The sequence below is a fragment of the Nonomuraea spiralis genome (assembly GCF_014648435.1).
Classification (GTDB): Bacteria; Actinomycetota; Actinomycetes; order Streptosporangiales; family Streptosporangiaceae; genus Nonomuraea; species Nonomuraea spiralis.
This window is the reverse complement of record NZ_BMRC01000001.1, coordinates 494,160-517,633: the sequence shown is the minus strand read 5'-3', so window position 1 is coordinate 517,633 and position 23,474 is coordinate 494,160. Positions and strand designations below refer to the sequence as shown.

23 protein-coding genes are annotated in these 23,474 nt (G+C 71.5%); 8 read left to right on the top strand and 15 right to left on the bottom strand.

Annotated features, from left to right (window positions below; all coding sequences use genetic code 11):
• Positions 1-259: 259 nt before the first annotated feature.
• The 3 genes from IEZ27_RS02370 to IEZ27_RS02360 form a co-directional block, all read right to left on the bottom strand.
• Complete coding sequence (locus IEZ27_RS02370; protein WP_189645644.1) at positions 260-415, bottom strand: hypothetical protein; 156 nt, start codon at positions 413-415, stop codon at positions 260-262.
• A gap of 6 nt (positions 416-421) precedes the next feature.
• A complete protein-coding gene (locus IEZ27_RS02365) occupies positions 422-1,399 on the bottom strand; it encodes a recombinase family protein (RefSeq protein ID WP_189645643.1) in 978 nt (325 codons plus the stop codon).
• 233 nt (positions 1,400-1,632) lie between these two features.
• Positions 1,633-4,863, bottom strand: coding sequence for an efflux RND transporter permease subunit (locus tag IEZ27_RS02360; RefSeq protein ID WP_189645642.1), 3,231 nt, complete (start codon positions 4,861-4,863; stop codon positions 1,633-1,635).
• Positions 4,864-4,960: 97 nt separating this feature from the next.
• On the opposite strand from IEZ27_RS02360, the gene IEZ27_RS02355 reads away from it, so the two are divergent.
• Entirely contained in the window at positions 4,961-5,413 is a 453-nt protein-coding gene (locus tag IEZ27_RS02355) for a MarR family winged helix-turn-helix transcriptional regulator (protein ID WP_229823104.1), read from the top strand.
• 72 nt (positions 5,414-5,485) lie between these two features.
• Here the strand turns inward: IEZ27_RS02355 and IEZ27_RS02350 are convergent, their stop codons facing one another.
• Positions 5,486-7,774 (bottom strand): HelD family protein, encoded by a 2,289-nt coding sequence (locus tag IEZ27_RS02350; RefSeq protein WP_189645641.1) that lies wholly within the window; start codon positions 7,772-7,774, stop codon positions 5,486-5,488.
• 125 nt (positions 7,775-7,899) lie between these two features.
• Between IEZ27_RS02350 and IEZ27_RS02345 the strand changes: the two genes are divergently transcribed.
• Complete coding sequence (locus IEZ27_RS02345; protein ID WP_189645640.1) at positions 7,900-8,661, top strand: SDR family NAD(P)-dependent oxidoreductase; 762 nt, start codon at positions 7,900-7,902, stop codon at positions 8,659-8,661.
• A 40-nt stretch (positions 8,662-8,701) separates the two neighbouring features.
• Here the strand turns inward: IEZ27_RS02345 and IEZ27_RS02340 are convergent, their stop codons facing one another.
• Entirely contained in the window at positions 8,702-9,172 is a 471-nt protein-coding gene (locus IEZ27_RS02340; protein ID WP_189645639.1) for a pyridoxamine 5'-phosphate oxidase family protein, read from the bottom strand.
• Positions 9,173-9,237: 65 nt separating this feature from the next.
• Positions 9,238-9,753, bottom strand: a complete 516-nt coding sequence (locus IEZ27_RS02335; protein ID WP_189645638.1) for a CGNR zinc finger domain-containing protein — start codon at positions 9,751-9,753, stop codon at positions 9,238-9,240.
• A gap of 127 nt (positions 9,754-9,880) precedes the next feature.
• Between IEZ27_RS02335 and IEZ27_RS02330 the strand changes: the two genes are divergently transcribed.
• Entirely contained in the window at positions 9,881-10,729 is an 849-nt protein-coding gene (locus tag IEZ27_RS02330) for an SCO6745 family protein (RefSeq protein WP_407672805.1), read from the top strand.
• A 31-nt stretch (positions 10,730-10,760) separates the two neighbouring features.
• On the opposite strand, the gene IEZ27_RS02325 is transcribed toward IEZ27_RS02330, so the two are convergent.
• A complete protein-coding gene (locus IEZ27_RS02325; protein WP_189645636.1) occupies positions 10,761-11,102 on the bottom strand; it encodes a VOC family protein in 342 nt (113 codons plus the stop codon).
• A gap of 86 nt (positions 11,103-11,188) precedes the next feature.
• Here IEZ27_RS02325 and IEZ27_RS02320 point away from each other — a divergent pair, with 86 nt between their 5' ends.
• Entirely contained in the window at positions 11,189-11,503 is a 315-nt protein-coding gene (locus IEZ27_RS02320) for an ArsR/SmtB family transcription factor (RefSeq protein WP_229823102.1), read from the top strand.
• A complete protein-coding gene (locus tag IEZ27_RS02315) occupies positions 11,500-11,925 on the top strand; it encodes an SRPBCC domain-containing protein (RefSeq protein ID WP_185844845.1) in 426 nt (141 codons plus the stop codon). Before IEZ27_RS02320 ends, IEZ27_RS02315 begins: the two co-directional genes overlap by 4 nt.
• Position 11,926: 1 nt before the next feature.
• On the opposite strand, the gene IEZ27_RS02310 is transcribed toward IEZ27_RS02315, so the two are convergent.
• Genes IEZ27_RS02310 through IEZ27_RS02295 form a run of 4 tightly spaced genes read right to left on the bottom strand, consistent with a single transcriptional unit; the run spans position 11,927 to position 14,520 of the window.
• Positions 11,927-12,139 carry a hypothetical protein gene (locus IEZ27_RS02310; RefSeq protein WP_125637386.1) on the bottom strand — a complete coding sequence of 71 codons (213 nt, stop codon included), beginning with the start codon at positions 12,137-12,139 and terminating at the stop codon, positions 11,927-11,929.
• Positions 12,140-12,163: 24 nt separating this feature from the next.
• Complete coding sequence (locus tag IEZ27_RS02305) at positions 12,164-12,898, bottom strand: alpha/beta fold hydrolase (RefSeq protein WP_189645635.1); 735 nt, start codon at positions 12,896-12,898, stop codon at positions 12,164-12,166.
• Positions 12,895-13,506 (bottom strand): LysE family translocator, encoded by a 612-nt coding sequence (locus IEZ27_RS02300; RefSeq protein ID WP_229823101.1) that lies wholly within the window; start codon positions 13,504-13,506, stop codon positions 12,895-12,897. Before IEZ27_RS02300 ends, IEZ27_RS02305 begins: the two co-directional genes overlap by 4 nt.
• A gap of 42 nt (positions 13,507-13,548) precedes the next feature.
• A complete protein-coding gene (locus IEZ27_RS02295; protein ID WP_189645633.1) occupies positions 13,549-14,520 on the bottom strand; it encodes a helix-turn-helix transcriptional regulator in 972 nt (323 codons plus the stop codon).
• Between the two features lie 44 nt (positions 14,521-14,564).
• Here IEZ27_RS02295 and IEZ27_RS02290 point away from each other — a divergent pair, with 44 nt between their 5' ends.
• A complete protein-coding gene (locus tag IEZ27_RS02290) occupies positions 14,565-15,317 on the top strand; it encodes a DeoR/GlpR family DNA-binding transcription regulator (protein WP_229823100.1) in 753 nt (250 codons plus the stop codon).
• Positions 15,314-16,450, top strand: coding sequence for an MFS transporter (locus IEZ27_RS02285; protein ID WP_189645632.1), 1,137 nt, complete (start codon positions 15,314-15,316; stop codon positions 16,448-16,450). Before IEZ27_RS02290 ends, IEZ27_RS02285 begins: the two co-directional genes overlap by 4 nt.
• 15 nt (positions 16,451-16,465) lie before the next feature.
• Here the strand turns inward: IEZ27_RS02285 and IEZ27_RS02280 are convergent, their stop codons facing one another.
• The 3 genes from IEZ27_RS02280 to IEZ27_RS02270 all read right to left on the bottom strand — a co-directional run bounded on the left by IEZ27_RS02280 (position 16,466) and on the right by IEZ27_RS02270 (position 22,101).
• On the bottom strand, positions 16,466-17,227 hold the full coding sequence (locus tag IEZ27_RS02280; RefSeq protein ID WP_189645631.1) for a TSUP family transporter: 762 nt from the start codon (positions 17,225-17,227) through the stop codon (positions 16,466-16,468).
• Positions 17,228-17,611: 384 nt separating this feature from the next.
• A complete protein-coding gene (locus tag IEZ27_RS02275) occupies positions 17,612-20,839 on the bottom strand; it encodes a S8 family serine peptidase (RefSeq protein ID WP_189645630.1) in 3,228 nt (1,075 codons plus the stop codon).
• 218 nt (positions 20,840-21,057) lie between these two features.
• Positions 21,058-22,101 carry an FAD-dependent monooxygenase gene (locus IEZ27_RS02270; protein ID WP_229823098.1) on the bottom strand — a complete coding sequence of 348 codons (1,044 nt, stop codon included), beginning with the start codon at positions 22,099-22,101 and terminating at the stop codon, positions 21,058-21,060.
• A gap of 72 nt (positions 22,102-22,173) precedes the next feature.
• On the opposite strand from IEZ27_RS02270, the gene IEZ27_RS02265 reads away from it, so the two are divergent.
• Positions 22,174-22,761, top strand: a complete 588-nt coding sequence (locus IEZ27_RS02265; RefSeq protein WP_189645629.1) for a TetR/AcrR family transcriptional regulator — start codon at positions 22,174-22,176, stop codon at positions 22,759-22,761.
• Between the two features lie 94 nt (positions 22,762-22,855).
• Here the strand turns inward: IEZ27_RS02265 and IEZ27_RS02260 are convergent, their stop codons facing one another.
• The gene (locus IEZ27_RS02260) at positions 22,856-23,473 is read right to left on the bottom strand and encodes an ATP-dependent Clp protease proteolytic subunit (protein WP_189645628.1); all 618 of its coding nucleotides are present in this window, start codon (positions 23,471-23,473) and stop codon (positions 22,856-22,858) included.
• Position 23,474: the final 1 nt, after the last annotated feature.

The following is a 23,474-nucleotide window of genomic DNA, read 5'->3' as shown; positions in this document are numbered from 1 at the left end:
GCTCCTCGCCGGGGCACGAGGGGAGTAGCCGTCACGGTGACCCTTGATCTCGTTTCCGGCGCCGCCCTCCTCGCGCAGGTATTCGATCGCGTCCCGCAGGGCGTGCAGCAGGGCGTTGTTCGGCTTCGTGAACCCGGAACTGCCGACCAGGCCGAGCACCGCGTAGTGACCGGAGTTGAGACCGGGCCCGTTCGCGGCAGGCAGGTGGCGTAGAGGCCGGACGGTGTGATCGCGTTCCAGGAGGCAGGCGAGATCTTCTTCACGGGATCACCTCGTTTCGTGAGGGCTGGAGGTTGAGCCACTCGGCCACGGTCAGGCCGAGCGCGGCGGCGGGAATGTGGATCGGGAGTACAGCGGGCACGAGAAGCACGCCGTCCTGGTACGGGAAGACCGTGCCGACGGGAGGGGAAGTCAAGATCGCTTAGTCCAGCCAGCTCTCCATGCTGCCGCCGATGGCCCCGGACAGTACGGCGGTGCCCTCGATGAAGCCGACGCTGACGTACTCTCCGCTGCTCATCCGCAGGGATAGCAGGAGCTCTCTCGCTAGCCCTTGATGGACCTGATCCTCCCTGGACGGCTCCGGCTTTATGGCAGCCGTGGCCGCGCGGGCTTCGATCTCGGGTGCCCAGGCGGCGAGGACTTCGAGCAGGGCGGTTTGCACGGCCTTGAGGGACACGTGCCGTGACCCGCACAGAACGAGGTCATTACGAGCCCGCGAGCCGCAGATGAAGGAGGCATCCTGCTGAATCAGATGCATGCCGCCGCCGCAGTGCCAGCAGCCGATGAAGCCGGTGAACTCATGCACCGAGCGCGAGGGGCGCGTGACTTTCGCGTCCCTCGGCTTGACGTACCGGTCCCACAGCCCAGGCCTGATGAGCGGTTGGTGCGCCCCAGGCCGGAACACCTTCCGCTGGCATCGGGCCGCTCTGCGGCACCTGCACTCAGGATCGTGGATTCGGAGCAGACCCGCAGCGAACCCCTGATCCATGACCTGGCGAAGGGTCTCGGCACTCCACTGCAGACCGCCCTCGGTGGTGTACCCATCCCGGTTGAGTCCGCGGGCCAGGTGAGCGAAATTCTGATCGGCCACGTAGGTCTCGTAGCAGTCGGCTAGCGCCTTTGCTGCGCCGGAGTCGATGTCCGGCTCGTAGCGTTCTTCGCCATCGGAGGGGTCTCGCAGCGTGCGCTTCGGATCCAGCGGATGAGGCTGCCGGCCTCGGCGCACGTACCCGAAGTACTGAGCGCCGGACGGTGGCAGGCCACGGGCGAGGCGGTTGTGGTAAGCCTCGGCCCACTGCTCACCGGATCGATCGCTCTCGAACGCGGACAGCTCCATCAGCATGCCGCGGGTCAGTTTCCCAACCGCTGTGCTGGCGTCCACCTCTTCGGTCGCCGGCACCAGCTCGCCACCGGCGGTTCCACCCTGGCGAGGTTGAGCTGATCGCCGGTCCGGTTCCGGCCGGAACGCGAGTACTTCCAGACGAGGATCGCCTTGGCCATCCCCGATTCGATGCAGGAGAAGGCCTCCAGGATTGTCCGCTGGAGGCCTTCTGCCGGACGTCTCCCGGCCCGGATGCCGGGTTGACCGAACTGTCCCCGGCGCCGCATGAGGTCGGCGCCGGGGAGTCATGTTCACGGCGTCGGCGTGAGCACCTTCGCCTCGTGCTTGGGAGCCGACGGCTTGCGCCGCATCCGCTCCTTCGTCCGCTCCACCACCGTGTACAACGTGGGAACCAGCACCAGCGTCAGCAGCGTCGAGGTCACCAGACCGCCGATCACCACGATCGCCAGCGGCTGCGAGATGAACCCGCCCGATCCGGTCACCCCCAGCGCCATCGGCGTCAGCGCGCAGATCGTGGCCACCGCCGTCATCAGGATCGGCCGCAACCTGCGCCGGCCGCCCTCGATCACCGCCTCGACCACCCCCAGCCCCTGCTCCCGGTACTGGTTGATCAGGTCGATCAGTACGATCGCGTTCGTCACCACGATGCCGATCAACATCAGCATGCCGATCAGCGCCGGCACGCCCATCGCGGTGTCGGTCGCCACCAGCAGCCCCACCGCGCCGGTCGCCGCGAACGGGATCGACACCAGCAGGATCAGCGGCTGCACGAAACTCCGGAACGTCGCCACCATGATCATGAACACGATCGCGATCGCCGCCAGCATCGCGATGCCCAGGTCGGAGAACGCGTCAGCCTGGTCGGCCGAGGCTCCGCCGATCTCGTAGCGGGCACCCGAGGCCAGCGTCACCGACTCCATCTTCGTCGTCAGCTCCTGCGTCACAGTGCCCAGGTCAGCCGCCTCGACCTTGCCCGACACCGTGGCCGAACGCTCACCGTCGATCCTGGTCACCTGCGTCGGACCGGCCACCTGCTCCACCTCGGCCACCGACGACAACTTCACCAGCCCCGCCGCGGTCGGCAACTTCAGGTTCTCGATCGCCTTGATGTCCTCGGGAGCATCGGCACCGCGCAGCACCAGGTCGCTGCTGCGCCCGTCGAGGGTGATCTGGCCCAGCGGCGCGCCGCGGAAGGCCTGCGCCACCGCCTGACCCACCTGCGCCTCCGACAGCCCCTTGGCCGCCGCCTTCTCCCGGTCCACCGCGACCTCGATGCGCGGAGCGCTGGCCTCCAGGTTGGACGACAGGTCCCGCAGGCCCTTCACCCCGCCCATCGCGCTCTTGACCGAGTCGGTCGCCGTACGCAGCGTCTCGGCGTCGGGCGCCTGGACGATCACACTGACGGTGTCGGAGGAGAACCCGCCGCCGCCCGAGCCGCCCACGGTCACCTCACCGACCCCGGACAGACCCGTGATCTTCTCCCGGAGCTGCTGCTCCACCTTCGCCGGGTCGGCGCCGTCCTTGACCGTCACCGAGAACGACGCCCGGTCCGCGCCGCCGCCCAGGCCACCCTGCATGGCGTTGCCGCCACCCACGTTCACCTGGTACGTCTCCACCCCCGACACACCCGACAACACGCCCTCCACCTTCGCGGCGGCCTTGTCCGTCGTGGCCAGGTCGGTGCCCACCGGCATCTTCTGCGTCAGCGAGATCGTGTTCTGGCCGGAGGAGTCCAGGAAGTTCGTCCGCAGCCCGCCGGCCAGGCCCATCGTCCCGATGAACACCGCCACGCCGATCAGCACCGTCACCAGCTTGAACCGCGTGGCGAACCGCAGTACCGGCAGGTACGCCCGCTGCAACGGACTACGCAGCTCCTTGGCCTCGGCCGCCTCACGCTGGGCCCGCGCCTCCTCCGGCGACAACGCCGGAGCCTTGAGGAACCAGTACGCCAGCACCGGCACCACCGTCAGCGACACCACCAGCGAGGCCAGCAACGCCACCGCCACCGTCACCGCGAACGGCCGGAACAGCTCGCCCACCATGCCGCCCACGATCGCGATCGGCGCGAACACCGCCACCGTCGTCAGCGTCGAGGCCGTCACCGCCCCCGACACCTCACGCACCGCCGTGAGGATCGCCTGCAACTTGGCCTCGCCGTAACCGAGATGGCGCTTGATGTTCTCCAGCACCACGATCGAGTCGTCGACCACCCGGCCCACCGCGATCGTCAGCGCGCCCAGCGTCAGCATGTTGAGCGAGTAGTCGCCCGCCCACAACACGATCAGCGCGATCACCACCGACAGCGGGATCGACACCGCCGTCACCAGCGTCGAACGCACCGACAGCAGGAACACCAGGATGACCAGCACCGCGAACGCCAGACCCAGCAGGCCCTCGGTGGTCAGGTTCTCGATCGACTCCTCCACGTACGGCGCCTGGTCGAACACCACCGACACCTGCGTGTCGGAGGAGTCGCCCAGCGACCGCGTCAGCTCCGGCAGCTTCTCGCGGATCTCGTGGGAGATCGTCACCGCGTTGCCGTCGGGCGTCATCGTCACCGACAGGCCGAGGCTCGTCTTGCCGTCGGTACGGGTGATCGTCGAGGCGTCGGCCAGCCCGCGCTTGATCTCGGCCACGTCACCGAGCTTGACCGGCTTGAGCGGCTTGGGCCTGACCGCCTGCTGCGGCACGGCCGTCCGGCCCGTCTGAGCCGGCTGACCGGCCTGCGGGCGGCCCTGAGGCTGGGAGGGCTGCTGAGGCTGCGAGGGCTGGGCCGCCTGCGGCTGGACGGGGGTCAGGTAGAGGTTCTTCAGCTTCTCCAGCGAGTCGACCCGCGCCCCCACCTGGACGGTCAGCGACCTGCCGTCGGCGGTCAGCGACCCCGCCGGGATCGGCGTGCCGTTGGCCTTGAGTACCTCGGGGATCTGCGCCGCCGACACCCCGGCCAGCGCCATCTTCTTGACGTCCGGCTCGATCGTGACGACCTCGTCGCGGGTGCCGGTGACCGTGGCCTCGCGCACCCCCTCCACGCTCTGCAACTCCGGCACCATGATCCGGCGCAGCTTGTCGGCCATCGCCCGCTCGTCGCCGCCGTCGCCCACCGCCAGCACCAGCACCGGGATGTCGTCGGTGTTGCCCGCCACCACCTGCGGATCGACACCCTGCGGGAGCGCGATCCGGCCGACGGCCTGCTGCATCTTGTTCAGCGAGGCCTCGATGTCGGTGCCGTACTCGAAGGCCACCTGGATCTGGGCCATGCCCTCCTTCGACGTGGAGGTCATCTGCTCCATGCCGGGAATCCCCTGGAAGGAGTCCTCGATCGGCTTCGTCACCTGGTCTTCGACGATCTCCGGCGAGGCGCCGGGGAAGGGCGCGATGACGAACGCGCCCGGAAACGCCAAGGACGGCAGAAGTTGCTGCTTCAACTGCGGGATCGTGAACGCGCCGAACGCCGTGATCACCACCGCGATCATGATCACAAGACTGCGGTTGACCAGACTCAACCGGGCGAAAGCGGTCATAGGCTCCCCTCCAAAGTTCGCCCCAGACTAACACTTTGCCTTGCACGAATATTTAGCGTGATGCGACTTTCCTGATAACCTTCTCAGGAAGCGAGAGGTGAGCGTGAACGACGAACGCGAAGACCTGATCCGCCGGATCAACGACACACAACACGACCTGGGACGACTGTTCACCCAGCACCAGTCGCCCCTGTTCAGCTCCAACCTCACCATCCGCCAGCTCCGCGTCGTCATGCAGCTCTCGACGAACGGCTCGGCCTCAGGCCAGGATCTCGCCCACACCCTCGGCGTCGGCCTCGGCACCGTCACCGGCATCGTCGACCGCCTGGTTGCCCAGGGCCTGGTCAGCCGGCACGAAGACCCCAGCGACCGCCGCGTGCGCCGGGTCGAGCTCACCCCCGCCGGCGCCACACTGATCGCCGAGATCAACGACGCCGGCCTCAGACACTACAAGCGCATCATGTCCCACCTCGACACCGAGACCCTGCGCGCCCTCGACCTCGTCACGCGCCGCATGCGCGAGGTCGCCGACAAGCTCTACAACGACTGACCCGGCCGGTGTTCTCCCGGCCGGGGCTGCCTTTTTGGTGAATTACCGGGAAATTTCCCGGTCCGAGCGGCTTTACATTGTAGATTTCAAGCGGGACAACATCGCCGGAAGATCGTCCTCGTGCGCCACCGTCAGCCGCCGGGTGGCGCGCGTCACCGCCACGTACAGGTCGTGGCCGCCCATGGGCGACTGCTCCAGGATGCCCGCCGGCTCGACCACCACCACCCCGTCGAACTCCAGCCCCTTGGCCTGGTTCACCGTCAGCACCACCACCGGCGCGTCCAGGTCCTTCGCCCCCGGGAACAGCGCCGCCACGCCCGCGTGCAGCGCGTCGGGCGTGATGATCCCCAACCGGCCCTCGCCCAGCTCGGCCAGCTCCGCCGCGACCAGCCCCGGCAGCTCCGCGACCGGCAGCCGCACCGCGCGCGGCTCGTCGCCGCCATCCCGCACCGACTCCGGCGGCTCCTGCCACGGCGCCACCGCCGCCAGCACGTCGGCCGCCACCAGCATGATCTCCACCGGCGTACGGTAGTTGACCAGCAACCGCTCCTCCCGCCAGCGCCCCTCCAGGTACGGGTCGAGCACCTCGCCCCATGACCGCGCCCCCGCCGCCGACCCCGTCTGGGCCAGATCGCCCACCACGGTCAGCGACCGCGCCGGAACCCGCCTGATGACCGTCCGCCAGGCCATGGGCGACAACTCCTGCGCCTCGTCCACGATCACATGCCCGTACGCCCACGCGCGGTCGGCCGCCGCCCGCTCGGCCGTCGTCAGGCCCCCGCCGTCGTCGGCCTGCCGCTCGGCCAGCACGTCGGCCCGTTCGAAGACGCCGCCCTCCAGCAGGCCGGTGGTCTCCAGCACCTCACGGGCGTACAGCTCCTGCTCGGCCCACTCCTCCCCCGCGCGGCGCGCCGCCACCCGGTCGGCCGAGTCGTCCCGGCCCAGCAACTCGGCCGCCTCGTCCAGCAGCGGCACGTCGCCCACCGTCCACGGCGACTCGCGCGGACGCACCAGCGGCGTCCAGTCGAGGCCCGGCGGGCACACCGCCCACAACGTCTCCGGCGAGGACAGCAGGCCGGCGACCAGCTCCTGCGGCGTCAGCTCCGGCCACAACTCCGACACCGCCCGCCGTACCGGCTCCTCCCCCCACAGCCGCTCGGCCGCCAGCGCGATGTCCACCTCGTCCAGGTCGCCCTCCAGGTCCAGCGGCTCGGCCAGCTCCGGGTCGTCGACCGCCAGCTCCTCCAGGTGCAGCGACTCCTCCAGCGCCCGCGCCTCGGCCCGCGCCAGCTCCTTCAGCAGCTCCGTCACGTACAGCTTGCGTGCCATGTTGTGCGGCAGCCGCACCGAGCGCGCCCGCTCGCGCAGCCGGGCGCACACCCCGTGCGGCACCCGCAGCCGCAGGCCGTCGAGCTCGACCTCCAGATCACCCGCCGGCACCCGCTGCCGGTCGGCCACCGCGGCGGCCACCACCTCGGCCATCCGCAGGTCGCCCTTGACCACCGCGGCCACCGGCGGATCGGCGGCCACCGCCCGCACGCCCGGGAACAGCTCACCCACCGTGGCCATCACCACCTGCGTCTCCCCCAGCGCCGGCAGCACCTGCCCGATGTAGCGCAGGAACATCGGATTGGGCCCCACCACCAGCACACCGCGCCGCTCCAGCGTGTCGCGGTGGGTGTAGAGCAGGTAGGCGGCCCGGTGCAGCGCCGCGACCGTCTTGCCGGTGCCCGGCCCGCCCTGCACCACCAGCGCCCCCTGCAGCCCGGACCTGATCACCCGGTCCTGCTCGATCTGGATGGTGGCCACCACGTCGGCCATCCGGCCGGTACGGCCCCGCCGCAGCGCGGCCAGCAGCGCCGCCTCCCCCACCAGCGTGCGCCGGTCGCCGTCGGACATGCCCTCCAGGTCGAACACCTCGTCGTCGATGCCGACCACCGCGCGGTCCTTCAGGTGCAGGTGCCGGCGGCGGACCAGGCCGCCGGGGTCGGTGGCGGTGGCCACGTAGAACAGGCGCGCCGCCGGGGCCCGCCAGTCGATCAGCACCGACTCGTGGTCCTGGTCGCGCAGCCCGATCCTGCCGACGTACGTGCTCGCGCCGCCGGAGTCGTCGATCCGGCCGAAGCACAGGCCGCGCTCGACGGCGTTGAGCTGGGCCAGCCGCCGCGCCTGCTCCGAGGCCGCCACCTCGCGCTCGACCATCGCCTGCCGGCTGCCGCCCAGCGCGCCACCCACGGCGTAGACCTGGCGCAGGGCCGCCTGCGCGCGTTCCCTTGCCGCGTCGAGCCTGGCGTACAGGCGCTGGACCGTGCGCTGCTCGTTGTCAAGGGCTTCCGCGAGACCATCTTGACGATTCGCCATTCCGTGCTATACTCCTAACGGGATGCTTGTGGAGTCGACGTTTAGCGTGTCGAGCCTACGAGCTTAGCCCTCCTTCAGCGTCCCGGCAACCGACTCCCCGCGCCCGCGTGCTAGCTTGAGCGGTCATGCCGGACTATCTACGCGACCTGTTCTCCCTCCACGGCCGGCGCGCGCTCGTCACCGGCGGCAGCTCCGGGATCGGGCTCGCCATGGCCGAGGCGATCGGCCGCGCCGGAGCCGAGGTCGTGCTCGCGGCCCGCCGGCCCGCCCAGCTCGAACAGGCCACCGACCGGCTGCGCGCCCACGGCGTCACCGTCACCGGCATCGCCGCCGACCTGCACGACCGCGACGACCTGGCCCGCCTCTGCGCCACCGCCGGAGAGATCGACATCCTGGTCAACGCCGCCGGCAACAACATCCGCAAACCCATGGCCGAGCTCACCCCCGGCGACTACGAGCAGACCGTCGCCGTGCACCTGACCGCCCCCTACCTGCTCGGCCAGCACCACGGCCCCAGGATGGCCGCCCGCGGCTGGGGACGCATCATCAACATCGGCTCCCAGCAGACCATCAGCGCCTTCGGCGACAGCGGCGTGTACGGCGCCGCCAAGGCCGCCGTCGCCGGCCTCACCCGCTCCCAGGCCGAGGCCTGGTCGGCCCGCGGCGTCTGCGTCAACACGATCATCCCCGGGTTCGTGCTCACCCCGCTCACCGAGCCCGCCCAGGCGGTGCCCGGCCGCGTCGAGGAGCTCGCCGCCCGCCACATGACCGGCCGCAACGGCCTGCCCGGCGACTTCGCGGGCGCGGCGGTGTTCCTGGCCGGGGAGGCGAGCGCGTTCGTCACCGGTCAGATACTCTTCGTCGACGGCGGTTTCTCCGTGCACTGACCGCCCGCGTCCGGCCGGCCCGACGCCTTTACGTTGTAGATCACTTACGGCGGAACCGGCGTACGCCCACGCCCTCGCGCCACGATTCGATGACCAGCTCGTCGCCCTCCACCCACGTGCGCACCACCTCGGTCAGCTCCAGCCGGAACAGGTGGGACCCGCCGTCGGGCAGCTCGAAGGCGGCCAGCACCGCCGGGTCGAGGACCTCCACCGCCCGCCCGGCCAGCTTCACGTCGCCCTCCCATGACGACGGATCGCCCTCGTCGGGATCGTCGGCGCTCACGTGGATCGCCATGCGCGGATCGCGCCGCAGGTCGAGGGCCTTGACCGCGCCCGGCATCGAGCCCGACCACAACTCCCCGTCCTTGAACTGCGTCTCCACGCCGCTCACCCGCGGCGAGCCGTCCCTGCGCAGCGTCGCCAGCACCTTGTGCCTGCGCCGGTCCATCAGCCGGCGCGCCGCCGCGGCCAGCTCGGGCGCCTGCTGCTCGAACTCCTGCCATGAACCCATGCCCTCATCCTGCCCGCCGCCGCCGACAGAACCCGGCCGGTCCCCAGGTTCGAAGAGCCCGGAGGTCAGGCACGGCGGCGGGCGCGGTAGGCGCTGGCCTTGGCGCGGTTCTGGCAGGACAGGCCGCAGAACCGGCGCGAGGTGTTGCGGGTGACGTCGAAGAAGACCAGCTCGCACGCCGCCGCCTCGCACGAGCGCAGCCGTACTCCCTGGCCGACCCCGATCACCATGGCCAGGGCCGTGGCGGTGTCGGCCGCCCAGGCGTCCACCAGGTCGGCGCCGGGGCCGTGGAAGGCCAGGACGGGCGGGTCGCCGTGCAGGTTGGGCACCGCGCCGTGCCGTACCAGGGCCTGGTTCAGCGCGGCGGTCGCGTCGGGACCGGCGGTGAAGGCGGGGTGCAGTTCGGCGGCCACCCCGGCCAGGCGGTCGGCGTCGGAACCGGTCAGCGCCCGGCTCGACGTCCAGCCGCGTTCGGCGAAGGCGGCGTCGAGCGCGGCCCGCCGGTCCTCGGGCACGCCGGTGGTACGGCCGCGCGCCCGCGTGACGGCCAGTTCGTTGACCAGCAGCACCGCCAGATCCACCCACCTCCCAACATAACTGTCTATTTGAGATTGACCAGTGATGCGCCACGCGTCTATCGTCACTGCCGAAGCTTATCTAGACAGTGAGGTGTTCGTCGTGAGCGCATGGTCGAGACTTTCCCGCCGCATGTGGCACCAGCTTGAGCCGCTGCACGCCGTGCTGTACTTCGCGCCCGAGGCGTTCGCCGAGGCCGCGGCCCTCGGCTACGACGTGGAGTCACGCTGGCCGAGCTACTTCGCCTACCGCACCGCGCCGCTCGGCCGCGCGGGCGCGCGTCTGGCGACCGCCGCGTACTACAGCTTCAGCCCGCGCACGGTCGGCGAGCACGTGCCGGGCGTGTGGGAGGTCGCCGCGCCCGAGCGGGTGCTGGAGGCGCGGCTGACGGCGGTCGACCGTACGTACCGCGCGTTGCTCGGCGACCGGGCGGGCGGGCCGGAGATCGCCGAGGCGGCCGGGTTGGCCCGGCGGGCCGCCGAGAGCGTGGAGGTCGCGGGGCGGCCGTTCACCGCGGCCAACCTCGACCTGCCCTGGCCCGACGAACCGCACCTGGTGTTGTGGCAGGCCGCGACCGTGCTGCGCGAGCACCGTGGCGACGGGCACGTGGCGGCGCTGCTGACGGCCGGGCTGGACCCGTGCGAGTCGCTGGTGTCCTTCGCCGCGATCGGCGCCGCGCCGCCGGAGAACTTCGCCGGACGCGGCTGGAACGACCAGGAGTGGGCCGAGGCCGCCGAACGGCTGGCCGCGCGCGGCCTGGTCGACGCCGAGGGCCAGGCCACCGAACGCGGCCGGGCACTGCGCGACCAGGTGGAACGCCTGACCGACGAGCTGGCCGCCCAGCCCTGGCGGGAGCTCGGCGAGGAACGCGCGGACCGGCTGGCCGGGCTCGGCGCGCCGCTGCTGGGCGCGATCTTCAAGGCCGGGCTGCTGCCCATGACCAGTACGTTGGGCATCACCACGGTCAAGGCCCCCGACTGAGCCGGACGGCTGCGATCGGCCGAAACCGGGGTCAGTCGAAGCCGGGGGCGGGCTGCCACAGGCTGATCTCGGTGCCCTGGTCGTCGGTGCAGGTGCAGCCGCGGCCGGACTTGCTCTCGTACACCTCGCCGGTCGTGCCGCCGAGCTCGCGCGCCTGCTCGACCGCGGCGTCGATGTCCTGTACGTGGTAGTAGAGGTTCGGCTGCGAGGATGGGCCGCCGGCGCGCAGGCCCATCGGCACGGCGGTGTTGGTGACGTGCAGGTAGGTCTCGTGCTCACGCCTGAACTCCCAGCCGAACAGCGGCCCGTAGAAGGCCGCCGCCCGCTCCAGGTCCCGTACGGACAGGGTGTAGTAACCCAGCTCGACACTCATGTACGACCCTCCGCAATAATTGCCTTCAGCGTTAAGGACTCACACCATAACGGAAGCGGGCAATAATTAACAGCAACGTTAACGACTTGGACGCGACCCTGGCCGCCCTCGCCGACCCCACCAGGCGCAAGGTGATCGACCTGCTGCGCGACGGGCCGCGCCCGGCCGGCGAGCTGGCCCAGGCCGTGCAGATGAGCGCCCCCGCGCTCAGCAGGCACCTGCGCGTGTTGCGGGCCGGCGGGCTGGTGCGCGCCGAGGCCGGGGGCGCCGACGCCCGGCTGCGGCTCTACACCCTGCGCCAGGAGCCGTTCACCGCCTTGCAGGCGTGGCTGGACCAGGTGCAGGCGTTCTGGGCCGAGCAGCTCGGCGCGTTCAAGGAGCACGTGGAGCGCGGGCGGTGAACGCGGTCAGGGCGACCGTCACCGTGCCCGTCGATCCCGCCACGGCCTTCCGGCTGTTCACCGACGAGATCGACCAGTGGTACGTACGCGGCCGCCACAGCTGGATCGACCCCGATCGCGCGGTGGCCATCCGTTTCGAGGACGGCCACCTGCGCGAACTGTGGGACGACGGCGGGCACGTGGACATGGGCCGGATCGTTCGCTGGGAGCCGCCCCACCGCGTGGTCTGGGCCGACCTGCTCAACCCGGACGGCCGGATGGAGATCGAGGTGGCCTTCACCGCGGTCGAGGACGGCACCGAGGTCCTGCTCGAACACCGCGGCCTGGACACCCTGCCGCCCGACGTGGCCGGGCGCATCCGCCGCGGCTACTCCTGGAACATCGTCCTGAGCTGGTTCGCCGCGCGGTGGCCCGAGGCGTGAGTCAGCGGCGGCCGTACTTCTTGTGCACGGCCTGCTTGCTGACGCCGATCGCGTCGGCGATCAGCGCCCAGGCCAGGCCCGCCACCCTGGCCCGCCGCACCTGGACGGCCTCCAGGCGCTCGACCTCGCGGCGCAGCGCCGTGGTGGCGCGCAGGGCCAGCAGCGGATCGTCGTCCTGCGCCTGCCGCATCAGGGACGCCAGGTCGTTCGTCATGCCCTAAAGGTAGTCCAGGAGCCTCTAAAGGTGATCCAGGAGCAGGGCGGCGATCTCCTTCGGACGTTCCATGGCCGGCAGGTGACCGGCCCAATCCAGCTCGACCAGCCGCGCCTGGGGCAGCGTGGCCGCCAGGTGGCGGGCGCCCTCGCGGAAGAAGGCGAGGTCGAGCACGCCGGAGACGACCAGCGCGGGCACGTCGATGCGGGCCAGGTCGATCTCGTGCTCGATCTGCTCCGGGCCGGGGTGGGCGGCGAGCTGCACCTCAAGGGCGTGGCGCTGCATCTCCAGCAGCCGTCCGCGCGCCTCGTCGTCCGCGTCGGGCCCGAGCAGGGTGCGCACGTTCAGCTCGGCCGCGCCCGCCACGTCGCCGGCCTCCAGCAGGCGGTTCTCCTCGTCCCAGAACGCCCGCAGGTCGGGCGTGGGCGTCAGCGGAGCCAGGGAGTTGAGCAGCACCAGGCGCGTGGCCAGCCCGGCGGCGGCCAGCTCCAGCGCCGCCATCCCGCCGCCGGAGGCGCCGACCAGCGCCGCGCGCTCGACGCCCAGCTCGGCCATCAGGTCCGCCACGTCCCCCGAGTCGCTGTACGGGCCGTCCGCGCGCAGCGGGGTGCGGCCGTAGCCGCGGAAGTCCGCCCTGATCACCCGGTGCCGGGCGGTCAGTTCCTGCCAGACGCCGTCCCACATGCCGGAGTCGGCCGCCGTCGAGTGCAGCAGCACGACGGGGTCGCCGGTGCCGGCCTCTTCGTACCAGATGGTCATCGTGCCTCCAGAACCAGTCGCACGCCGAGTGCGATGAGGACGACGCCGGAGATCTGCTCCAGGCGCCGCTTGACGGACGGTCGGCCGAGGAAGGCCTTGGCCTTGGCGACCGTCCAGATGAGCAGGCCGTACCAGACGGTGTCCACCAGGACCCACACGACGGCGAGCGTCACCAGGGTCAGGGGCACGTTCTGCCCGGCGGGCACGAACTGTGGCAGGAACGACATCGCGAACACCGCCGCCTTGGGGTTGGCCATGCAGGTGCCGAGCCCGGCCAGGTACGCCCCGCGCAGCCCGGCCACCGCCTCCACCTCCACGGGGGGCGAGCCCTTGCGTGCCTGCCACAGTGCCTGGACGCCCATCACGACCAGCACCACGGCGCCCGTGACGCGCATCACGTCATAGGCGACCTGCGAGGCCACCAGCAACGCCGACAGCCCGAACGCGGCGGCCAGCCCCCACAGCAGGATGCCGGTCTCGTTGCCCACCGTGGCGGCGAACCCCGAGCCGCGACCGGACCGCAGGGTCTGGCGCAGGATGATGGCGGTGCTCACGCCTGGGACCATGGCCACCAGGAAGCACGCGCCGATGAAAGCTAACAAATACATGGCAGGCATCATGGCAGAAGTTTTGTCCTGGTCTCTCCTGCTTTATCCGTACAGCTTGCTGAGGCCGGCCACCGCCTCGGCCATCAATACCCGCAGGTCGGAGGGTTCCAGTACCTCGACGTCGGCCCCCATGCGCAGCAGCAGCCAGCGCGCGTGCGTGATCGACTCGACCGGCACCGTGAGCACCCGCCACCCCTCGGGGTCGGGCTCGCCCGCCGCGGCCAGCGCCGCCGTGACCACGTCCGACCCCATCGTGTACGCCAGCATGTCCTCCCGCCCCGGGGCCAGCCGGATGACGGCCTCGGCGGTGTACATGCGCTCGCGGAACTCCTTGGCGTACTCACGCCAGAACGCCGTCAGGTCGAACCCCTCCGGCCTGCGGAAATGTCCGGGAAGCTGGTCGATCGTGAGGATGCGCGAGACCCGGTAGGTGCGCGGGGAGCCCTCGGGCGGCGCGGCGACCAGGTACCAGGAGCCGCCCTTGAGCACCAGCCCGTACGGGTGGATCACCCGGTCGACCTCCTTCCTGCCCCAGCGCCGGTAGGTCATGTGCAGCGGCCGCTGCTCCCACACCCCCTCGGCCACCTCGCTCAGGTGCGGCACGTCGTCGGCCGAGCGGTACCAGCCGGGCACGTCCAGCAGGAAACGTTCGCGCATCCGGGAGGCGTGCGAGCGCGGCTCGGGCGGCAACGCGGCCAGCAGTTTCAGCTCGGCGGTCGCGGCCACCTCGGCCATGCCCAGCTCGGCGGCGGGGCCGGGCAGCCCGGCCAGGAACAGCGAGGACGCCTCCTCGGCCGTCAGCCCGGTGAGCCGGGTGCGGTAGCCGTCCAGGAGCTGGTAGCCGCCGGCCGGTCCGCGGTCGGCGTAGACCGGGACGCCGGCCGCCGACAGGGCCTCCACGTCCCGGTAGACCGTACGGATCGAGACCTCCAGCTCGGCGGCCAGCTCGGGCGCGGTCATGCGGCCCCGCGTCTGCAGCAACAGGAGGAGGGAGAGCAGACGGCTGGCACGCATACCCGCCATTGTATTGCGCACATTTTCCGTGTTTGTATGAACATATGGAACGTTTGACCGCCATCATGAACGCCCTGCGTGTTCAGGACAGCGTCTCGGTGACCGAGCTGGCCGAGGAGCACGGCGTGTCGGAGATGACGATCAGGCGTGACCTGGACGAACTGGCCCAGCAGGGCGTGGTCCGCCGGGTCAGGGGCGGGGCGCTGTCACTGCTGCTGCGCGGCGAGGAGCCGCCGTTCGGGGTGCGCGAGCGGGAGGCCGTGGAGGCCAAGAAACGCATCGGCGCCCAGGTCGCGGCCCTGATCGCGGACGGGGAGGCCGTGGTGCTGGACGGCGGCACCACCGTCCTGGAGGTGGCCCGCGCCCTGGCCGGGCGGCGGCTGACCGTACTGCCGCTGGCGCTGCAGGCGGTCGGGCTGCTGGCCGCGGCGCCGCGGGTGCGCCTGGTCCTGCCCGGCGGCGAGGTGCGCAAGGGCGAGCTGAACTTCATGGGCCCGCTCACCGAGAGCTCCATCGCGGCGCTGCGCTTCGACACCGCGGTGATCGGCTGCTGCGGGCTGTCGGCCGAGCACGGCCTGACCGCGCACGACCTGCCGGAGGTCGCGGTCAAACGGGCGGCCATCGCCGCCGCCCGCCGGGTGATCGTGGCCTGCGACTCGGGCAAGTTCTCCCGTACGGCGTTCGGCGCGGTCTGCCCGATCTCCCGGCTGGACGTCGTGGTGACCGACGACGACGTGCCGCCTGAGCAGCGCGACGCGCTCGCCGCGGCCGGGGTGATCGTCGAGGTGGCCGGATGAGACACGAACGTACCGCCGTCTACCTGCTGTTCTTCCTGGCCGGCATGGCCATCGGCACCTGGACGGCCCGCATCCCCGCCATCAAGGAGGGCCTCGGCCTGGACGCGGGACGGCTCAGCCTGGCGCTGCTGGCCATCGCCGCGGGCGCCGTCGCGGGCATGACGACCGTGGGCCGCCTGGTCGACCGCTACGGCAGCAGCCGCGTCATGATCCCGGCCGCCCTGCTGCAGGGCGTGGTGCTGGTGCCGCCCGCCTACGCCCCGAACCTGGCCCTGCTGGCCGCCTCCCTGCTGGCCTTCGGGATCGTGCACGGCATCCTGGACGTGTCCATGAACGCCAACGCCGTCGAGGTCGAACGCGCCTACGGGCGGCCGCTCATGTCGTCCTTCCACGCCGTCTACAGCATCGGCGGGTTCGCCGGGGCCACGACCGGCGGGGTGTTCGCGCAGGCGGGGGTGCCGCCGTCGGTGACGTTCGGGTGGGTCGGGGCGGTGATCGCCGTACTGGCGGTGTGGGCCTGGCGGTGGGCGCTGCGCTCGGTGCCGGCCCCGCTGCCGGTCGGCGGCGGGCGGGCCGGACGGCCCCGGGGCATCCTGTTCCTCGGCGTGCTGGCCTTCTGCTGCCTGGTGGGTGAGGGGGCGGCGGCCGACTGGAGCTCGGTCTACCTGCGCGAGAACCTGGCCTCGTCGGCCGGGTTCGCCGCCGCCGGGTACGCCGCGTTCTCGATCACGATGACGGCCGGGCGGCTGGCCGGGGACCCGCTGGCGGTCAGGTTCGGGGCGGTGGCGCTGGTGCGGTGTTGCGGGCTGCTGGCCGCGGCGGGGCTCGGGCTGGCGCTGCTCGGCGGGCGTCCGGTGACGGGGGTGATCGGGTTCGCCCTCTTCGGGGCGGGACTGTCGTGCATCGTGCCGCAGGTGTTCTCGGCCGCCGGGCATCGCGATCCGGCCTTCGCCGGGCGGGCGCTGGCGCGGGTGGCCTCCATCGGCTACCTGGGGTTCCTGTCCGGACCGGTGATCATCGGGGCGGTGGCCCAGCTCGCCGGGCTGCCGCGGGCGCTGGCCGTCCCGGCGCTGATGGCGGCGTTCGTCGCGCTGACGGCGACCGCGCTGCGTACCCCCGAGCCGGCCGCCTGAGGGACGTCCCGGGCCTCAGGCGAACTGCTGCCAGCCGAGCCTGATCACCATCGCCACCACCACGCACAACAGCACGATGCGGACGAACGCCGTCCCGCGCCTGATCGCCATCCGCGCGCCGAGCTGCGCGCCCGCCACGTTGCACACGGCCATGCCCAGCCCGAGCGCCCACTGCACGTGGCCCTGCAACGCGAACACCGCCAGCGCCCCGAGGTTGGTGCCCACGTTGATGATCTTCGCCGAGGCGGAGGCGGAGACGAAGTCCAGCCCGAGGATGGTGGTGAAGGCGATGATGAGGAACGTGCCGGTGCCCGGTCCCATGATGCCGTCGTAGAAGGCCACGCCCACGCCCGCCACGGCCACCGCGGTCACCACGCGGGCGTTCGTCCGCAGGTGCGGCTGGGGCAGCGCGCCCATCGACGGGCGCAACGTGACGAACGCCGCCACCCCGAGCAGCACCACCATCACGACCGGGCGCAGCACGTCGGCCGAGATCGCCCCGGCCGCCCAGGCGCCCAGCCCGGCGCTCAGCACGGCCAGCCCGGCGCCCGGCAGCGCCGCCTGCCGGTCGATCTTGGTGGAGCGCGTGTAGGCCACGGCGGCCGAGGCCGTGCCGAACACCGAGGAGAACTTGTTGGTGGCCATCGCCTGGACGGGGGGCATGCCGGTCATGAGCAGGGCGGGCAGTTGCACCAGGCCGCCGCCGCCCACGACGGCGTCGATCCACCCGGCTCCGGCCGCCGCCGCCAGCAACACCACAACCTGCTCCAGCGGCACGCCAACCCCCTATTTCCCCCAAGAAACGCCCAGAAGACTACAACCCCCTCTCCCACTCGCCACCGCCACCCCACCCCCCGTCCGGCGGAAGGGGGGACAGGGATCCAGCGGCCACAGGACGACGCGGTAGAGGGCCGCGTCGGCTTGGCGGTCGCCGCCGCGGTCACCGACGTCAGCGTGGCGGCACTGGCTTTGTTGTCAGGGGTGTTCGCCGCGTTCCTCCCGAACAGGAACCCAGGCCAGTAGAGAGGCCGCATCGCTCCGGCGGTCCGAAGCGGTCATATCGGCAGTCACCCCCTGCTCAGTGGACGGCGGCGGCCGGCTGATCTCGGACGCCGCCGTCCAGAGCACCTCTGAATACGGGAGAGCGTGCCAGGCGCGCTGTCAGCTTGTCGCCGAGGCAATCCGGTACGCGCGTATCACGGTCTGCTCGACGACGTTGCCGGACACGTCGATCGACTTGGCTCGCAACGACACGAACCCGTCACCGTCCGGGTGGCGCAGAACGACCTCCGAGTGCCGGACCTGCGCCTTCGCCCAGGTGGCCCCATCATCGTAGGAGACCTCCACGGACAGGTCCCGGGTGCGGCCCGCCGCGCTGCCAGGCAACGGACGCACGCTGACCGGGACGGTGAAGGAACGACCGGCCGGTGCGGTGTTCCGCGCGTCGAGCTCGGGAGCGAAGCTCACCACGGACACCGGCAACCGGGCGAGGGCGTCCGTGGTGTCGGAGCGGAACGTCCAAGCCGCGGACACGCGCGTGGACAGCGTCGCCGGAGCTCCCCGCTCCGCCTCGGCGACCAGCCGGTACTCCGCCCGCCCGGCGGGTACGGAGAAGCCTGCGGTCAGGGACGGCGCCTCGCCGACGAGCACGCCGTCGCGGTAGAGAGCGGTGTGCTCACCGGCTCTCGAGGAGTAGCCGAGCGAGCCCCGCCCGTCGCCGAACATCCACAGATCAGCCGAGATGACGTCGCCGGTGCGGCTGACACTGTCACCGCGCTGGTCCCCGGACGGCAGGGAAGGGCCGAACACACCCCGGTTCCACCACTCCGTGGCGACCTGGCCCGCCCGGTAGCGCGTGAACCCGGATTCGAACTGATTGACCCGCCCGTCGGAGCCGTACTCCCACAGCAGGTTCTGCCAGCGGACGCCTCCGTCAGTGTTGAGGTGTACCGTCCGCACCGAGGGAGTGGTGAACGAGGTCGCGACAAGGTAGGAGGGGATGGTGGCGTTGCGTGGCCAGGCCTGGCCGGCCACCGCGGCCTCCGCGCCGGGCAGGTGACTGGCGTAATCCATGCGTACGGTCGCCATCTTCTTCGGGTCCACCGACCGTTCGAAGCCGGTCACCATTCGGCCTGGCTGGAACCAGGCCGCCCGGTAGACGTCCGTACCAGCCGTCCATTCTCCTGCCACCTCGGTCAGCAGGCCGTCGTAGTCGCGGGCGGGCCCGAGCTGGGCGGTGAAATGCCGGTCGAACCCGTCGCCGATCCACCCCCTGGCCGCCGGCCCGTCGGCTGCCTGCCATTGATAGACGACCTGGGCCGACACCGGCATCGCGTCGGCGCGCGGCGGCTTCACGGCAAGCGCTCTGCCGAGCCGGGCGTCGGCTTCGACCGTCCGCGCCCGGTCCAAGACCAGCTCGGGCTGGACGAGCAGGGTGAGGCCCGCGTCGTCCAGGACGACGGTGTCCACTTGCCACTTGCCCTTCGGCAGCCGCGTGGTGAAGTCGCTCTGCCCGCCGAACACCACGATGGGCAACTGCTCGGCGTCCAACCGCTTTATCGACATCTCGAAGTCACCGGTGGCGATGCCGACCCGGTTGGTGTGGCGCACCGTCAGGTCGTAACTTTCAACCTCCTTCTCCACACCGACCGGCGTGCTCACGCTCACACCGCCAGGCCCGGTGGCCAGGACGTATCCACTCACCAACCCGTCGGCCACGTCGGCACGGGTGTCGGCGGTGACCGTCGCCTCGGCCTGCCCGCCGGCGGGCACGGTGAGCGTGCTCGGGCTCACGGTGAAGACCGCACCGGCCCTCGCCTGCAAGGTGAGCGTGACCGGTGTCGTGAGATCGTTGCGGTAGACCAGTTTCCTGACGACCGGCCGGTCGTCGTCGTGCGGCCACGCCTGCACGCCGAACCCCAGGCCGGGCGGCTGCACCGTCACCGCCTGCGCCGTGGCACGGTCCGCGTTCACCCGGCCCGCTCCCTGTGCGAAGACGCCGATCTCCGGTTGCGGCTCGGCCGAGGCCATCAGCGCGGCCTTCAGCCGGTCGCCCTTCCACTCGGGGTGCTGCCCCGCCAGCAGCGCGGCCGTTCCGGTCACGTGCGGCGTCGCCATCGAGGTACCGGATTTGGCGACGTAGGAGCCGGTCCCGGGGCTGTCCTTCCCTCGCGCGGCCGTGATGTCCACCCCGGGAGCGGTGATATCCGGTTTGAGCCCGCCGTCGCCCGGCCTGGGCCCCGTGTTGGAGAATGCGGCAAGCCTGTCCGACTTGTCGACTGCCCCGACGGCCAGTGCGGCGTCCGCCGTGGCCGGGGAGGTGACCCCGCGCTCCAGCCCTTCGTTGCCCGCGGCGGTCACGAAGAGGGTGCCGTACTGGTCGCTGAGGGCTTCGACCGCCTGCTCAAGCGGGTCCTGCTCGGGCGTGTCCGGCCTGCCGAGGCTCATGTTGACGACCCGGGCGCCCTGCTCCGCCGCCCACTGCATGCCGGCCAGGATCGCCGAGTCGCTGCAGAAGCGCGACGCGCACACCCTGCCGTCCAGCAGCGTGACGCCCGCGGCCACGCCACGGTAGCGCCCGCCGGATGCCGCGCCGCTCCCGGCGATGGTGGAGGCCACGTGAGTGCCGTGCCCGACAAGGTCACGCTCGTCGGGCTCATCCGTGAAGTCCTTCCGGCCGCTCACCTTGCCCGCCAGATCGGGATGGGTGGCGTCGACCCCGGTGTCCAGCACCGCGACCTTGACCCCTTCCCCGGTGAAGCCCCTCGCCCAGGCCGCGGGCGCCCCGATCTGCGGAACGCTGGTGTCCAGCGACACCTCTCGTAGCCCGTCGAGCCACACCTTGGCCTTCCCGCCGGCGTCCCGCAGGAGCCCTGCTCCCCCGGCTGCGGCCTTCTCCTGCCCTCCGGTGAGGTCCTTCCAGAAACGGGAGGCGCGCGCCCGCTCCTCCCGCACCGCGAACCCGCCGACCGCGGTCAGCGCCGTTCCGTTCGAGGCTCCGGCCAGCGTACGGGGCTGAGCGGCCCCGGTGACGACGAGCGGGAGATCCCTTCGCCGATCGTCGTAGCCGTACTCCAGCAGGGTGGTCACATCGAACAGCCGCGAGTCCAGCCGCCCGGCGTTCAGCAGCGGCATCGCGTCACTCGGTACGACGCGCAACCGCCCGCCGCTCTCGTCGGTGGTGAAGGTGACCCCTTTCCTCCCTTCACCGGCCTCGATCACCGCGCCGCGCTGCCCGGTGACTGTGACACGGTCACCGCTGATCAGCGTGACGGTCCGTGGGGCAAGTGGCTGCGTTCCGGTGGATGGGGACACGGCGATGGCCGGGCCGGGGGTGAGCAGAGCGGCGGCGAACAGTAACGCCCCAGCCGCTCCGGCTCTGTTTCTCATGCGCATGGATGCTCCAGATCGACGAGAAGTGGATCAGTACTTCTCTGCCGCTCCGGAAATTTCTTTCACGCGCACGCGACATGGTGCTCAGGAACGTTGCCGAGCTGGTGACCACAGACGAACGGCCCGGCAAGGCGCTCACCCGGCGAGCGGGCGTCCCTCCTGGTGCTCTCGACGCGACAGGAGGTGGAGTGACGGCGGGAGGCCTGCTGCGGCGGTCAGGTGGCGAGGAGGCGGAGGAGGAGGTTGCGGGGGCCCTGGAGGTGGTGGCCGGCCACGCGGGTCATCAGGCGGGACATGGCGACCATCCGTTGCGCCGGCCGCCTGCGCAACCCGTCGTAGCGGCGCAGCGCCGAGCCCAGATCATCGGCCTCCCCCAGGCAGGAGGTGAGGGCGGCGGCGTCCAGGAGGGCCTGGCAGGCGCCCTGCCCGAGCGAGGGCGTCATGGCGTGCGCCGCGTCCCCCACCAGGACCGTGTTCCCGCTGACGAACGACCGCAGGCGCGGCGACAGGTCGTGGATCTCGTGCCGCAACACGCTCTCCTCGTCGGCCTCGGCCAGGACGCGGGTGACGAGGCCGTGCCAGCCGGCGAAGCGGGCCCGCAGTTCCTCCAGGGACTCGCGGCGCCCTTCGGGGGTGGCGACGGCGGCGTACCAGTTGGTCGAGCCGGGCTCCTGGGGCGTGATGCCGAATACCTGGCCGGCGCCCCACGTCTCGCCGTAGACGGGCGGCTCGAACCCGGCGACGCCGCGCCAGGCCACGATCCCGGAGTAGCGCGGCCGGGCGGCGTCGCCGAAGAACGCCTCGCGGACCGTGCTGCGCAGCCCGTCCGCGCCCACGACCAGGTCGTACCGGGTGCGCAGGGCCTCGGGGACGGTGATGTCCGCGCCGGTCTCGACCGTCGTCGCGCCCACGGCGTCGAGCAGCATCTCCATCAGCGAGACCCTGGACAACATCAGGACGGGAGCGCCGCCCTTGCGTTCGACGCGCTCCAGGGGGAGGTCGGCCAGCCGGCGCCCGTCCGGCCTGCGGATCTGCGCCGACCGATAGGGCACGGTACGGCGCCGCAACCCCTCCCCCAACCCGAGCCGGTCGAGGGCGGCCTGGGCCTCCGGCCGGATGCCGAGTGCCGTGCCCTCCGGACGGATCTTCGGCCAGCGTTCGAGCACGGTCACCTCCCAGCCCGCCCGCCGCAGGCCGACGGCCGTCGCCAGCCCGCCGATCCCGGCACCGACGATCACCGCGGTTCCTCTCATGGCCATGCCTCCTCCTTGTTTCACCACAACTGTGGTACCATTGTTGTGGTGGTTCGGCAAGCTGGGAGGATGGCGGCCATGGCGGAGAACCGGGACCGGCGCGACCAGCTTCGCGACGCGGCGATCGAAGTGCTGGCCCGGGAGGGCGGCAGGGGCCTGACCCACCGCGCGCTCGACCGCGAGGCCGGCCTGCCGGAGGGCACGGCCAAGAACTACTTCGCCAGCCGCGACGCCCTGCTGCGCGCCGCCGCCGAACGTTGCGTCGAGCGCTACTGGGCCGATCTCCAGGCGGCGCCGGCACAGGAGATCCGGGGGCGCGACGGGCTGGCCGCGTTCCTGCGGCGGCTGGTCGACCAGGCGGTCACGGCCAACAGGTCGAGGGTCCTGGCCTACGCCGAGCTGCACGCCGAGGCGGCGCGCCGGCCGGAGCTGCGCGAGACCCTGGCCGGGCTCACCCGCGCCGACCTGGACCTGCATCTGCGCACCCACGAGGCGGCCGGCCTGCCGGCCACCCGGCGCAGCGCCGCGACGGTGACGATGTGCCTGAACACGGCCCTGACCTACCTGCTCACCCAGCCCCCCGAGACGCTGGCCGACTACGGACTCGACGACCTCGACGCCTTCCTGCGCGACCTCGTCCACACCGTCTACCCGCCGAAGGATTGAGCGAAAGGCGGCGTACGGACGAAGAACGGCGGGCTGCCCGACCTGCGTGACCGTGCCGTACGGCCAGGACAGGGACGGGCAGCCCGCCGGTGGGTCAGCGCGCCGGGGTGAGGCTGCGCTTCCTGGAGGCGTAGATGTCGTCGATCAGCCGGTACGTGCGCGCCTGCTCGGCCGTGAAGATGCGGTCGCGCTCGATGTCCTTCCTGATCTCCAGCAGCCCGCGCCCGGTGTGCCGGGAAAGGATCTCCTCCTGCTGGTCACGCATGCGCAGGATCTCCCTGGCGTGGATCTCCAGGTCGCTGGACTGCCCCCGGCTACCCTCGGTGGCCGGCTGGTGGAGCAGGACGCGCGAGTGGGTCAGGGCCGCCCGCTTGCCCGGCGTGCCCGCCGCGAGCAGGACCGCCGCCGCCGAGGACGCCTCGCCGATGCAGACCGTGTGGATCTCCGGCCGGACGAACTGCATCGTGTCGTAGATGGCCGTCATCGCCGTGAACGACCCGCCCGGCGAGTTGATGTACATGTTGATGTCCTGGTCGGGGTCGAGCGACTCCAGCGTCAGGAGCTGGGCCATGACATCGTTGGCCACCGTGTCGTCGATCGGGGTGCCGATGAAGATCACCCGGTCCTCGAACAACTTGTTGTACGGGTTCATCTCCCGCACCCCGTAGGAGGTGCGCTCGGTGAAGGAGGGCAGAACGTAACGACCGCTCATG